The sequence below is a fragment of the Mitsuokella apri genome, assembly GCF_051886055.1.
Lineage (GTDB): Bacteria > Bacillota > Negativicutes > Selenomonadales > Selenomonadaceae > Mitsuokella.
In genome coordinates this window covers 25669-38406 of sequence record NZ_JBJEXT010000043.1, presented here as the reverse complement: position 1 = coordinate 38406, position 12738 = coordinate 25669, and the positions used below count along the sequence as shown (strand labels likewise).

Annotated in this window: 13 protein-coding genes and 1 tRNA gene; 3 read left to right on the top strand and 11 right to left on the bottom strand. The window is 50.8% G+C overall.

Annotation, left to right across the window (positions count from 1 at the left end; translation table 11 throughout):
* Positions 1–188: 188 nt before the first annotated feature.
* Positions 189–264 (bottom strand) — tRNA-Gln (locus ACI4OH_RS06795).
* Positions 265–491: 227 nt separating this feature from the next.
* On the opposite strand from ACI4OH_RS06795, the gene ACI4OH_RS06790 reads away from it, so the two are divergent.
* The gene (locus ACI4OH_RS06790; RefSeq protein ID WP_432646492.1) at positions 492–854 is read left to right on the top strand and encodes a PTS glucitol/sorbitol transporter subunit IIA; all 363 of its coding nucleotides are present in this window, start codon (positions 492–494) and stop codon (positions 852–854) included.
* A gap of 59 nt (positions 855–913) precedes the next feature.
* Here the strand turns inward: ACI4OH_RS06790 and ACI4OH_RS06785 are convergent, their stop codons facing one another.
* The 9 genes from ACI4OH_RS06785 to ACI4OH_RS06745 all read right to left on the bottom strand — a co-directional run bounded on the left by ACI4OH_RS06785 (position 914) and on the right by ACI4OH_RS06745 (position 9121).
* Complete coding sequence (locus ACI4OH_RS06785; protein ID WP_435721702.1) at positions 914–1951, bottom strand: LacI family DNA-binding transcriptional regulator; 1038 nt, start codon at positions 1949–1951, stop codon at positions 914–916.
* A 37-nt stretch (positions 1952–1988) separates the two neighbouring features.
* The gene (locus ACI4OH_RS06780) at positions 1989–2663 is read right to left on the bottom strand and encodes a uracil-DNA glycosylase (protein ID WP_432646490.1); all 675 of its coding nucleotides are present in this window, start codon (positions 2661–2663) and stop codon (positions 1989–1991) included.
* Positions 2647–3678 (bottom strand): 2-amino-4-hydroxy-6-hydroxymethyldihydropteridine diphosphokinase, encoded by a 1032-nt coding sequence (folK, locus tag ACI4OH_RS06775; RefSeq protein ID WP_439784450.1) that lies wholly within the window; start codon positions 3676–3678, stop codon positions 2647–2649. The genes ACI4OH_RS06780 and folK overlap by 17 nt, the downstream gene beginning before the upstream one ends.
* On the bottom strand, positions 3675–4043 hold the full coding sequence (gene folB / locus ACI4OH_RS06770) for a dihydroneopterin aldolase (protein WP_435721701.1): 369 nt from the start codon (positions 4041–4043) through the stop codon (positions 3675–3677). Before folB ends, folK begins: the two co-directional genes overlap by 4 nt.
* A gap of 42 nt (positions 4044–4085) precedes the next feature.
* A complete protein-coding gene (folP, locus tag ACI4OH_RS06765; protein WP_435721700.1) occupies positions 4086–4937 on the bottom strand; it encodes a dihydropteroate synthase in 852 nt (283 codons plus the stop codon).
* A complete protein-coding gene (folE, locus tag ACI4OH_RS06760) occupies positions 4934–5506 on the bottom strand; it encodes a GTP cyclohydrolase I (RefSeq protein ID WP_435721699.1) in 573 nt (190 codons plus the stop codon). Before folE ends, folP begins: the two co-directional genes overlap by 4 nt.
* A gap of 107 nt (positions 5507–5613) precedes the next feature.
* Complete coding sequence (locus tag ACI4OH_RS06755) at positions 5614–5799, bottom strand: ferredoxin (RefSeq protein WP_295633109.1); 186 nt, start codon at positions 5797–5799, stop codon at positions 5614–5616.
* Positions 5800–6007: 208 nt separating this feature from the next.
* Positions 6008–7396 carry an aspartate ammonia-lyase gene (locus ACI4OH_RS06750; RefSeq protein WP_435721698.1) on the bottom strand — a complete coding sequence of 463 codons (1389 nt, stop codon included), beginning with the start codon at positions 7394–7396 and terminating at the stop codon, positions 6008–6010.
* A 306-nt stretch (positions 7397–7702) separates the two neighbouring features.
* Positions 7703–9121 carry a DASS family sodium-coupled anion symporter gene (locus ACI4OH_RS06745; RefSeq protein ID WP_439784449.1) on the bottom strand — a complete coding sequence of 473 codons (1419 nt, stop codon included), beginning with the start codon at positions 9119–9121 and terminating at the stop codon, positions 7703–7705.
* Positions 9122–9453: 332 nt separating this feature from the next.
* Between ACI4OH_RS06745 and ACI4OH_RS06740 the strand changes: the two genes are divergently transcribed.
* Both ACI4OH_RS06740 and ACI4OH_RS06735 read left to right on the top strand, forming a co-directional pair.
* Positions 9454–10833: an ATP-binding protein gene (locus ACI4OH_RS06740; protein ID WP_435721697.1), complete on the top strand. Its 1380-nt coding sequence runs from the start codon at positions 9454–9456 to the stop codon at positions 10831–10833.
* Complete coding sequence (locus tag ACI4OH_RS06735) at positions 10830–11708, top strand: response regulator (RefSeq protein ID WP_432646482.1); 879 nt, start codon at positions 10830–10832, stop codon at positions 11706–11708. The genes ACI4OH_RS06740 and ACI4OH_RS06735 overlap by 4 nt, the downstream gene beginning before the upstream one ends.
* A 130-nt stretch (positions 11709–11838) precedes the next feature.
* Here the strand turns inward: ACI4OH_RS06735 and ACI4OH_RS06730 are convergent, their stop codons facing one another.
* On the bottom strand, positions 11839–12702 hold the full coding sequence (locus tag ACI4OH_RS06730; protein ID WP_432646481.1) for an MTAP family purine nucleoside phosphorylase: 864 nt from the start codon (positions 12700–12702) through the stop codon (positions 11839–11841).
* Positions 12703–12738: the final 36 nt, after the last annotated feature.

Here is a 12738-nt window from a genome sequence, read left to right as displayed (position 1 = left end):
GCGACGAGCGGCTTCCGATCAAGGAGCTTCGTTCTCATCTTTTTCATATCGGCCGGTGTCTTGCGGCGACTTGTATTATATTACAGGAAAGTGCTCTTCCTGTCAATACCTTTTCTAAAAAAAGTAAAAAACATATTTACAGATAAAAACACAAGAACGGCATCGCCTTAGCGATGCCGTTCTTCATATGGCAGGGGTAGCTGGACTCGAACCAACGCATGCGGGATTCAGAGACCCGTGCCTTACCAACTTGGCGATACCCCTGTGTTTTCAGCTAAGCGCTGTCAACAAAAAATATTATAGCCTATCTCAGTGCTTTTGGCAAGTACTTTTTTTGTTTTTTCACCAATCACCTGCAAAGCCCCCAAAAACACGCCAACAAAAAACAAAGCGCGCCTTTATCTCTTCACATACGTTCGATTATGCTATAATATAGATAGCATATTTAAAATTGCAATATGTGTCGTTATATGCATTTGGGAGGAAAAAGTATGGAAATCAAATACGACGTATCGATCACGGCAATCGGCAATCTCGCACGTACGTTTCTCGAAAACAACAGCAGTGCTATTCTGCTCGACGAGGGCATTCGCCCGAATCTTTCCGATATGGTCATCGAGCATACACCTGGCAAACTCGAAGAGGATATCAAGAAGGGCGACAAGCTGCTCATGGGCGGTGTCAAGTATACGGTTGAAAAAGTCGGCGATGCTGCCAACGATAACATCCGCGAGGAAGGCCACTGCACAATCATCTTTAATGCCACAGGCTCCATGCCAGGCCAGATTATCGTCAAGGGACCGGCACGGCCAGTGCTTTCCGTTGGAGCTCATATCACATTTACCAAAAAGTAAGTATCAGCCGCAAACGAAACAAAAAGGCTTTGCATCAAAAACGATGTAAAGCCTTTTTATTATGCCATTCCCCGATAAGAGGCCGGCTCCTTTTTTTCATTATCCTCCATAAGATTCCGTACACTTTCACGTTCAACAAAGAATAATGGCAGTGTCAGATTTTCTTCAACGTTCTCTCCGGATAGGAGATCCAGCAGATACTGCGCCGCTTTCATACCAAGCAGTTCGTAATCGAAGGCGACTGTTGTCAATGCCGGATAGACAACAGCACCGACGTCATAGCCGCCAAATCCCACCACAGAAATTTCCTCGGGAACTTTGATGCCGCGTTCATGCAGATAACGCAGGACACCCAGACTGATATTATCCGTGGCACCGACCACGACAGTCGGGGCCAGCTGCAGGATTTCTTCGCTTTTATTATAAGCGGACAAAAAATCAAAGCCCGTCTCCACAAAATCGACCCTGGCTTCCGGACGGCCTTCGCAGAAAGCCGCTATGAACCCCTGCTTCCGGTCTACGCCAACCGCCTTATCCGTAGAGGTAACACCTGCAAAAACCGCATGCAGGTGACCCATCTGACGCAAATACGCCCCCATCATGCGTCCGGCACTCCAGTCATCAATCTTGATGCTTGGAACCGCTTCATCCCATTGTCCCGTATAAATAATCGGGACCGGCGTATTCTTAGCCATCTCAATATGACGCGGAGTCAGTCCGACAGAGTCCACCAGGATGCCGTCTACGCCCTGCTGCTGAAGATTCTCGATATTCTCGATTTCTTTTTCCTGGGAAAGGTGACTGACCAGCAAAAGTCCCTGATATCCTGCCGGGTCAAGGATGCGGTTGATGCCAGACAAGAGCTTGCCCACGGTCACAGAATCCATGCGCGGCAGCACGATGCCTATGAGCTTGCTTTCCTGCGTTTTAAGGCGTTTGGCAAAAAAATTCGACTTAAAGCCCGTGGCTTCTATCGCCTCGCGGACTTTTTTCTGTTTTTCAACGCTGATATAGCCATGATTCAAGTAACGTGAAACGGTACTCTTCGATACGCCTGCCAGTTCCGCCACGTCTTTAATGGTTACCTTTGCTCCCACAGTATTCCCTCCAGCGCAGGAAACTTTCCCTGCAAAATCAAATATCAGGCAGCTGCCAGTTGATGGGTTCCTGCCCTGTACGTCTCAAAAAATCATTGACCCGAGAAAAAGGCCGGCTGCCAAAGAAGCCCCTCGATGCCGACAGCGGGCTCGGATGCGGTGACTCCACAATATAATGATGCGGATTCGTAATCATCGCTTTCTTGCGCCTTGCCGGCGTTCCCCAGAGAATGAAGGCCATGGGCTTCTCCCGTTCATTCAGCAGCTCGATGATGCGGTCCGTGAAAATCTCCCAGCCCTGACCATGATGAGAATTCGCCTGGTGTTCCCGAACCGTCAGCACCGTGTTTAAGAGCAGAACGCCCTGATCCGCCCAGGGCTTTAAACAGCCATTATTCGGGACTTTGCAGCCAAGGTCTGTCTGCAGTTCTTTGAAGATATTCAGAAGTGATGGCGGCGGCTGCACGCCCGGCAGCACGGAAAACGAAAGGCCATGAGCCTGTCCTGGGCCGTGATAGGGATCCTGTCCGAGAATCACGACTTTTGTATCCGCATAACTTGTATAATGAAGGGCATTGAAAATCGAGTACATATCGGGATAAACATGATGCGTGCGGTATTCATTGATCAGAAACTGCCTCAATTTCCGGTAGTACGGCTTCTTGAGCTCCGGATTCAGAAGCTCCGCCCAGTCATTATGAAAGATTTCCATGAGCCAACAACTTCTTTCTATCAAATAATGTGCGTCTTTTGGCCTCGTAGCGCTCAAAGGCATATTCCTGTCTTTTTCTGCGTTCCACAAGCTCAAAATCTGTGAGTTCCGGAAAAAAACAATCTGCCTGATACGTCTGCTGCAACCGGGTAATATCGGCTTCGTATGTATAAGGCAGCAGTGTCTTATAGATTTCTGCGCCGCCAATACAATAATAACTTCGTCCCGCCCTCTCCTGCTGCAGGCGCCCTAATTCCTGCCAAAGCTCAGGCAGGCTGCGGCAGAGGACGAATCCTGTGCCGTCAAGAGACAGCAGTGTTTTTGACAAGACAATATTGACGCGGTCTGGCAGAGGACGGCCGCCCGGCAGGGACTCCATAGTTCTGCGCCCCATGATGACCGCCTGTCCTATGGTGAGTTCACGAAAATGCTTCATATCCTCAGGCAGCCGGACTAGTAAATCTCCTCTATAGCCAAGTCCGCCCTTGGCATCAAGGCAGGCGATGAGGCGAAGGGGCCAGGGGTCCGCCAGTTCCGCAGATATAGAAACCTGCTGCTCTGCCGTCAATCGACACCATTCCCGCACAGAACGGCCTTCTATAGACATATCACCGGCAATATCAGCGAGAGGACGCAGGACAAAGGCCCGCTGCACGAGATAGGGATGCGGCAGTGTCAGTTCCGGCTGCACCATCTTCACGCCAGGGATATGCAGCAGGTCAATGTCAATCGTGCGTGCCCCCCAATGCTCATGACGGACGCGTCCCAATTCCTGCTCAATTTGCTGGCAGCTTCTCAAAAGCACCAGGGGTTCTAACTGCGTTTCGACCGCAGCCGCTGCATTGAGGAAGGCCGGTTGATCAAGTTTTCCCCACGGCGCCGTTTCATAAAAGGGTGAAATGGCCACGAGCTTTGTCTCCGGCAGGACAGCCAGACGGCGCAGAGCCTCCCGGAGCGTCTCTCCCCGTTTGCCAAGATTCGCCCCAAGGCTCAGATAGCATATTCTTGCTTTCAATTCTGCCCTTGCTCCCTTACAATACAGACCGACACATCGCGGAAATTCCCGGGGATGGGTGCAGATGGCTTATGGACGGTTATCTCCACTTTCAGGATACGGGCGTATTCCTTTAAAATCATGGCCGCCAGACGCTCCGCTACGGTTTCGATCAGGCAGACCGGCTCTCCCTCTACGATACTGCGGATTTTCGTAAAAACCTCCGCATAATTGACCGTCTTGCTGAGATCATCATGACAGCCTGCTTCTTTTAAATCAAGATACAGTACAGCATCGACAAAAAACTTCTGTCCCTGCTGCCGTTCTTCCGGCAGACAGCCATGATAGCCATAAAACTCCATATGTTCCAATGTAATACGATCCATATGCCCCTCACTCATAACCTTTGAATTTTGATTCCATCCTGCTCAATCAGCCTGCAGGATTGCGTCTGTCATACGGCACATGCGCGCAATCGGCTTAACATCGTGGACGCGCACGATGCCAGCCCCTTTCATAATGCCGACGACACAGGTTGCTCCAGTCGCTTCCATACGTTCTTCTACCGGCAGGCCCAGAGCTGCGCCTATAAAGCTCTTGCGGCTTGTACCTAAAAGCAGCGGATATTCCGTACCATCAATATTCAGGAGTTCCTGCTGACGGCGCAGTACCGTGAGATTGCCCTCCGGCGTTTTGCCAAAGCCGATGCCGGGATCGATAATCAAATTGTCACGCAGCACGCCGGCCTTGTCCGCTATCGCAATGGTCCGGCGGAAAAAATCCTTCATTGTCTCGATGATGTCCCTTTCATACGTCTTGCCATCCTGATTATGCATGACAATGATGGGCAGGCCGGATTCTGCGGCAGCCTTTGCCATCCTGCCCGGCTCTTCCTTATACTGCAGGCCCCAGATATCATTGAGCATATGGCAGCCTGCTTTGGCCGCTTCACGGGCTGTCTCTGCCTTGAACGTATCGACAGATACAGGGACAGGACATTCTTTGAGCACGGACTCCAAAAAGGGCATCAGTCTTTCAATTTCCTGCTCAGCCGGCATAGTCTTAAACCCCGGACGGCTCGATTCTGCACCAATATCGATGATATCCGCACCATCGCGCACCATCTCTTCCATATGGCGCAGGGCCTTATCATGCGTATTCCACTTACCGCCATCTGAAAAAGAATCCGGCGTCACATTGAGCACGCCCATGACGAGCGTGCGCCTGCCCAGTTCCAATTCCTTGCCGTCCTGAAATACATATTTACGTTTTGCGGTCATTTCCGTCTGCCTCCCAATAACATCCATGCCTGCTGACAAAGTGACGCATCCTCCTGAAAAATCCCCAGACATTCTGACGTCATGGTCCTTGTGCCCTCAGCACCTTTTTCACGCATAGTCATGCAAAGCTGCTGGGCTTCTACCACCACTAATACGCCATCCGCAGACAAGCCGCGCTGTATGGCTTCTGCCAGCTGCGCGGTCAATCTTTCCTGCAGCTGCGGACGATGGGACAGACACTCGACAACCTTGACAAATTTACTGAATCCCGCGACCTGCCCATCATGCGGCAGATACGCAAGATTGATTTCACCAAAGAACGGCAGCAGATGATGCTCACATATCGAATAGAAGGGAATATGGCGGATGGCCACAATCCCCTTGGTATCGGAAGCAAAACGTTCGCCCCAGACAGTATCCGGATTTTTGCCGACACCGTCAAATAAGCTGGCATACATGCCTGCCACCCTTGCCGGAGTTTGTTCCATACTGCATTTTCTGAGGTCCAGGCCCAATGCTTCCAAAAAGGCTCTCATGGCCTGTACGGCCTCTTCGTTGATCTCCCCCATATCATCTGCCCTCTCGTTTCCTGCTGATTTATTATATTTTTTATTATAGGAAATCCACGCAAAAAAAACAACCGCCATGGGGCGGCTGCTTTTGACAGAACTGCTTTTTATTTGACCTGGATGGCACCAACAGGGCAGTCGGCAGCGGCTTCCTTTGCGTCGTCCACACTGCCTTCCGGAATCTCCTGATAGCCCTCAGCCAGGCCATCGTCACCGATGCGGAAAGCATCCGGTGCCACATCCGTGCACATACCGCAGCCAATGCAGGCAGACTTATCTACGTAACCTTTCATGATACTACCTCCCTGATATAATACAGCAAAATTAACTACTCTTATCATATCACAGCTGCCTGCCAAACGGCGTAACAAATCTTACGTTTTCACTCGCTCATTTATCCATCCGATTGTCAGGCAGAAAGAAACTCCTGCATGAGCCGTGCAGGAGTTTCTTCATCTAAGGGGGACTCTATTCTATTATGGGGTATCCAGAACTGACTTCTTATTCAGCAATGCCCGGCGTCGTCATCTGACGCGGAGAGAGGATGTGCTCCATCTTTTCTTTGGAAAGAAGGCCTTTCTCCATGATGACCTGACGGATTGGTTTGCCCGTGTTGTAAGCTTCTTTGGCGAGCATAGCGGAATTCTCATAACCGATATGCGGCAGCAGAGCCGTGACAACACCGACGCTCTTGTCGAGCCATTCCTGGCACTGCTCTCTGTTCGGCTCGAGACCGATGAGGAGCTTATCAACAAACGTATTGACTGCATTCGTCATGTACTTCATCGAGTTGAACATATTGAAGGCCATGACCGGCTCCATAACGTTAAGTTCGAACTGACCGTTCTCAACAGCCATCGTAACGGCGATGTCGTTGCCGATAACCTGATAGCAGGACTGATCGAGGACTTCGGCGATAACCGGATTGACTTTGCCCGGCATGATGGAAGAACCCGGCTGACGTTTCGGCAGCTTGAGTTCGTTGAGGCCGCAGCGCGGGCCCGAAGCCATGAGACGGAAATCGTTGGCCATCTTGATGAGGACCAGAGCCGTCGTCTTCATAGCGCTCGACATATCGGAGAAGCCATCCGTGTTGTTCGTTGCATCAATCATGTTGTCAGCCGTAACGTATTTCTCGCCCGTTACTTCGCTGAGCGTCTCTGCTACTTTCTTGATGTAAGCCGGCTCTGCATTGAGGCCCGTGCCTACTGCCGTACCGCCCATATTGATGACATGCAGGCCATCGATGGCATGGTTGATGCGTTTGATGCCGCGGCGTACAGCCGATGCATACATGCCCATTTCCTGACCGAGCGTAATAGGAACAGCATCCTGCAGATGCGTGCGGCCCATCTTGAGGATATCTTTATATTCCTCAGATTTCTTTTCGAGCTCCGTAGCGAGGCGGTCAAGCGCAGCCGTGAGTTTCTTGCCTTTATGGCTCAGGCAGACCTTGATGCTCGTCGGGAACGAATCGTTCGTGGACTGTGCCATGTTGGCATGGTTGTTCGGGGAAATGATGTCATAGCGGCCTTTCGGCTGACCGATGATCTCCAGAGCACGGTTGCAGAGAACCTCGTTCATGTTCATGTTGATGGACGTACCAGCGCCGCCCTGAATCGGGTCAACCGGGAACTGATCGAGGAATTTGCCTGCGATGATTTCATCTGCGGCCTCGATCAGTGCATCACCGATTTTCTTATCGAGACGACCCGTTGCCATGTTGGCCATAGCAGCTGCTTTCTTGACGCGGGCAATGCACTGTACGAAATCCGAATCGATTACCTGATCCGTGATATGGAAGTTATCGATGGCACGCATCGTCTGAACACCGTAATAAACCTCGTCTGGTACCTCGAGTTCACCAATGAAATCATGTTCTTTTCTCATGTTTGCCACGTTCCTTTCTTTTTCCGCCTGTTTCTTCAGGCGGAGCCTGAAATGAAATCTTTGCGTTGTAAGCGTTGTTATTATTGTTGTAAAAGCTTGGAGGTTTTCATCCCCTTGCTTTGTTGACTACATTGTATCATGTATACAGAATACAATCAAGTACATTTTTAAATTTTTGTCTTTCTTTGTATACAAGGTTACAGATTCTCATTTGCTTTTGAAACTGCAGCGATTTTGCAAAGGCATCAAACAGCTCAGAAGGAGCAGATGCCCTCTGCTCTCTTCTTTACTGTCACAAAACAAATCTTAGAACAAACCGATGACTGTCATCCACGGCAGGCCGATGCACATCCAGACAATCAGATGCATGATCGTGATGATGAAGCCAATCTTCCACCATTCACCCTGCTCCATGAAGCCTGCGCCAAAGAAGATTGGCGTAACGCCGCAGCCATAATGCGTCAGGAACGATGCGCTGTTGCAGAGGATTGCAAGGATGATAGCGGTCGGGATGACCGGAGCACCGGCAGCAACGAGAATCGTCATGAAGGCGATGAACATCGCTGCGATATGGGCACTGTTGCTGGCGAGCAGATAATGTGCGAAGGTATAAACAACGCAAAGGACGATGAGCATCGTCATCCAGGACATGCCAGCGCAGGCTGCAGCCATCGTGGCTGCAAACCATTTCATGAAACCAAATTTCGAAAGATAGGCGGCCATGTTGACGAGAACGCCCATCCATACGAGGACATCCCAGGCACCATTCTGCTTCGTTACATCGCTCCACTCGATGCAGTGCGTAACCAGCATGGCCGAGAGGCCGAGCAGTGCGACGATTGCCGAATCAATATGGTGGATACTGCCCGTTGCCCAGAGGAGCAGGCAGCAAATGAAGATGACGCAGAGGATCTTTTCCTTGCCCGTCATGGCACCCATCTTGCTGAGTTCCTGTTTGGCAAGATTTAAGGTTTCCGGCGTATTGGTGAGTTCCGGCTTGATGAGTTTATAAAGAAGATACGGCGTCACGACCGTGAGGATAAGGCCCGGAATGATGCTCGCCATGAACCAGGAGCCCCAGCTCAGGGACTGCCCAAAAGTCTGCTCTGTCAGCGTATTGGCGAGGACGTTGTTCGATGCACCTGTCAGGAAAATGCAGGCCGACGTGATGACTGCGGCATATGCGCTGTACATCAGGAAAGCGCCGGTACGCTTGTTTTTGCCATTTTTCTCACAGCCAAGCGCTCTCGTGATACTGTTGACAATCGGGTAAATGATGCCGCCGCCGCGGGCCGTATTGGACGGTGTGAACGGAGCGATGATGAAATCTGCCGCACTCATGACGTAAGCAACACTCAGTGAGCTCTTGCCGAAGCGCGAGAGCAGCATGAACGCAATGCGTTTGCCAAGGCCTGTTTTGATAAAGCCTGTAGCAAACATGAAGGCCGAGACGATCAGCCAGATGGTGCCGTTTGAGAAGCCCTCAAGTGCCTGACCGGCTTTCATGACGCCAAGTACCGGCAGAAGTGCGCAGGCAATCAGCGCGATGGCACCGAGCGGCAGCGGCTGCAGGATAAAGCCGGCAATCGTTGCCACGAATACGGCAAGCAGGCCCCAGGCCTGCGGGCCCACACCAGCCGGAGCCGGTATGAACCAGATGACTGCGCCGATGGCCACACAGATGAGGCCGCGAAGCAGCTTTCCACTACTAGTTTCCTTTGACATATGATACCCTCCCGTGTCATTAATATGACTTATCTTTTTATTACTGTATTAAATATACATGACCGACTAGGAAAAACGACAAAATCCTACAGATTCGAAGGAATAGTTTTTTTTTACTGACAACTTGTAACATCCATCACAGTCTTTATGCTATAATAATATTGTTGTTTTTAATGCCTTTCATCTATTATTTCCATAAACGATACTATTGTCAGGCAAAATCGCTGTATGATACACTAAAAAACATACATGGCTGTCGATGATAAGCAATCGATGCGATTTCATATTTTCATGCCAGTATCCGCTTTGTCCGCTCACGTAAGGAGATGCTTATGCTCAGTAAACACCGGGAACTCTTTATTTTCATCTGTATGCTGATCATCGTGCCGCTTGCCGGCGAGCCGCGCATTCATCCATTCGGCAATGAATTCAGTACGTTCCGCGTCAGCTTTGGCTCGCCGATGTTTCTGCTCTTCCTGCTGTGGCTGCGCAATGTGCCAATGGCCGTTTCAGGACTGAACGTCGGCATCGTCGTCGTGCTGTTCCGCGCAGTGATCGATACTTTTGGCGGCATGCCGTTTTCCGTGGCCGTCTACAATCATATCCCGACATTTTTCTACTATTTTACTTACGCAATCTGCTTTTCCACGCTGAAGCTCAACCACGCCCCCATCACCACCCAGGCTATGAAGATTGCCATTTGGGCCATCCTTGCCGAGGTCCTTGCCAGCATTGCGGAACTTTATTCCATGGATGTTTTTCTCGGCACGCACGCAGCCGTCATCACCTGGTCCGTGCTGACGCGGCTTACCGTTATTGCCTTTTTGCGCTGCTTCTTTATCCTGAGCTTCTTCTTTCTTTCTCAGCTTTATCTCACGGAGATTCATCTGGCACACGAGTCCCACGAGAAAAACCGTCTGACCATGATGATTGCCAACATCTATGAAGAGGTATTTGAACTGGAACAGACCCTGCATAAAGCAGAAATGGCAACGCATGACTGCTACGGCGTTTATGAAGACCTGCGCAGCCTTCATAATATGGAAGATTTGCCGCATATCACACAGGAAGCCCTGCGCGTTGCCGGAGAAGTTCACGATATCAAAAAGGACAACCAGCGCATCTATGCGGGACTCAGTGAGCTCACCAATCAAACCAACACGCATAAGCTCAATGATTACATGACACCGGCCGAACTCTGCCACCTCATCATCAGTGCTCAAAAAAAATATGCCCGCCGTCTCGACAAGAATATCCTTTTTGAAACGACGCTTTCGGTCAATCTGCCTGAACTTCACGCCTACACTATGCTTTCCATCCTCAACAACCTTACGGCGAATGCCATTGAAGCCATTCATGACAAGGGCAGGATTGCCATAAACATGAAACGGATTGGCACGGAACTTCACTTTGAAGTAACAAATACCGGCAGTTCCATCCCGCTGCGCCGTCTCCCGCAGATTTTCCGCCCGGGGTATACGACAAAATACGACAGTGACGGACGCGCGTCAAGCGGCGTCGGCCTTACTTATATCAAAGCACTTGCAGAATATCTCGGCGGCGGCATCACGGCGGCCTCGGATGGCAAAGACATGGTTACGTTCCACATCCATCTGCCGCTTGCCCGTATCACTTCTGCACAAAAGAAAGCACAGGCTGCTGCCGTCGCTCCCACACCGCCAACACCGCCAAAGAAAGGACCGATATCATGAACATCATGCTCATCGATGACGATGAAGCCATCCGCGATATGCTGCAGGATATCATTGAAGACTACGAACTCGGCACGGTTGTCGCCTCCCTGCCCAGTGCAGCCAACCTCACGGCGACAGAACTCATTGCCCGCCATATCGACCTCTTGATCATCGATATGCTCATGCCTGACTGCGACGGCATCGATTCCGTACGCAAATTCCACGACTTTCCCGGCAAGATCATCATGCTCTCTCAGGTTGTCAGCAAGGACCTCATCGGCAAGGCGTATGAAAGCGGCGTTTACGCTTACATCACCAAACCCCTCAACCGCAATGAAATCATCAGTGTCCTGCATTCTGCCGAAGAGCACATCCGTCTCGAACGCTTTGCCCATACCCTGCAGAGCACCCTGCAGACAACCCTGAATCCGGTCGCTGCCGTGCCCGTGCAAAAGCAGGTCACGCCGCGGGAAAAGGCTGCGGCGCTTCTGAAAGAGCTCGGCGTTGCCGGCACAACGGGCTACGATGACCTCATCGAAATCATCGACTATCTGCAGGCACATAATAACAGCAGCACCATTCCCTCCCTCAAGACCATTTTCACGGCCATTGCCAAAGAACACGCTGCCGAAAATATCCAAAAAGAGGCCAAGACCATTGAGCAGCGACTGCGCCGCGCCGTTTTTCAAGCCATGGTCAGCACGGCTTCCATGGGCGTCGTCGATTACACGAATCCTAAATTTGAAGAATACGCACCGTTTTACTTCGATTACGCGGAAGTCTGCAGTATCATGCGAACCATTCAGCAAAATGAGAAACCGCAGATATCCAAAGTGCATATCAACACCAAGAAGTTTATTCAGGCACTCTATACAGCGTCCTCAGAACACTGACTTATCCACAGAACTATCCACAAAACGACAATGAGCTGTGCATATCTCTCGAAAAAATACAGAGTTATGCACAGCTCATTGTTTTTAACTTATGATACGGATGTAAACTGTTCTCAAAAATCCGCCTTAATCAGCCTTTTGAGGAAACTTCATTATATACATCCTTCAGCAGCGTTTCCTTGCGCAGGGAGAGGCATTCACAGCGGCGGTCATCGGCATCGATCTCGCGGATCGTCTCTAAAATGATTTCGCCAATCATCGGCGCATCGTCGTAGAAGATATCGGCCATATCCTTATGCGACCATTTCTCGCGGATGCCCTCGCCGTAATTAACGGTAAAATAAAGCCCTGCATAGCAGGCGCCGATTTCGCGCGCGAGATAGACTTCCGGCGCGATGCTCTGGCCGACGATATCCGCATGGCCGTTCATCATCGCGACTTCAGCAGGGCTCTCGAAATGGCGGCCGTCCGTCACGGCGTAGGTGCCGCGCGTAAAGACGCGTCCCGTAAAGCGTTTTTTCGTCGCACGAATCAAAGCTTCACGCATCTCAGGGCAGAGCGCCTGACGCATGATTAAAAGATAGCGGCCATCGAGCATGACGTCCTTGCGGACGGAAAGGTCGAGATAATCATCGGGAATGATGAAATCGCGCAAGTCGAGGAGTTTGTTGACCGTGCCGACACCGCCCTCGGAGATGATGCGCTTGACGCCGGCTTCGCGGAACGTCCAAAAAACCTGACGTGAAGCATCGGCACGCGTCACGCCGGAACGCCAGCCATGCATGCGCACGGTCAGCACGCGTTTTTCACCGACGCAGAAAAGCCGAAAGGCCGGACTTTTGCCATACGGCGTTTCAAAGTAGAGATTATCAGCAAGGATTTTGACATCCTCATCGGGCAGATTGGCGGGAAAATTGCTCGAAAGCGTGCCCGAGCCGCCGACTACGGCGTAATCTGCCTTAGGGATATCCTGTCTTTCTCCTTCTATTGCCATAAGGTTTCCCTCCTATAGTACAAATAGTACAAATAT

What these genes read in the sequence shown, in the direction of transcription:
- folP (WP_435721700.1), bottom strand. Translation starts at nt 4,937, where the DNA reads ATGACCGCAAAACGTAAATATGTATTTCAGGACGGCAAGGAATTGGAA.
- ACI4OH_RS06755 (WP_295633109.1), bottom strand. Translation starts at nt 5,799, where the DNA reads ATGAAAGGTTACGTAGATAAGTCTGCCTGCATTGGCTGCGGTATGTGC.
- ACI4OH_RS06780 (WP_432646490.1), bottom strand. Translation starts at nt 2,663, where the DNA reads ATGGAAATCTTTCATAATGACTGGGCGGAGCTTCTGAATCCGGAGCTC.
- ACI4OH_RS06750 (WP_435721698.1), bottom strand. Translation starts at nt 7,396, where the DNA reads ATGAGAAAAGAACATGATTTCATTGGTGAACTCGAGGTACCAGACGAG.
- ACI4OH_RS06740 (WP_435721697.1), top strand. Translation starts at nt 9,454, where the DNA reads ATGCTCAGTAAACACCGGGAACTCTTTATTTTCATCTGTATGCTGATC.
- ACI4OH_RS06735 (WP_432646482.1), top strand. Translation starts at nt 10,830, where the DNA reads ATGAACATCATGCTCATCGATGACGATGAAGCCATCCGCGATATGCTG.
- ACI4OH_RS06730 (WP_432646481.1), bottom strand. Translation starts at nt 12,702, where the DNA reads ATGGCAATAGAAGGAGAAAGACAGGATATCCCTAAGGCAGATTACGCC.
- folE (WP_435721699.1), bottom strand. Translation starts at nt 5,506, where the DNA reads ATGGGGGAGATCAACGAAGAGGCCGTACAGGCCATGAGAGCCTTTTTG.
- ACI4OH_RS06745 (WP_439784449.1), bottom strand. Translation starts at nt 9,121, where the DNA reads ATGTCAAAGGAAACTAGTAGTGGAAAGCTGCTTCGCGGCCTCATCTGT.
- folB (WP_435721701.1), bottom strand. Translation starts at nt 4,043, where the DNA reads ATGGATCGTATTACATTGGAACATATGGAGTTTTATGGCTATCATGGC.
- ACI4OH_RS06790 (WP_432646492.1), top strand. Translation starts at nt 492, where the DNA reads ATGGAAATCAAATACGACGTATCGATCACGGCAATCGGCAATCTCGCA.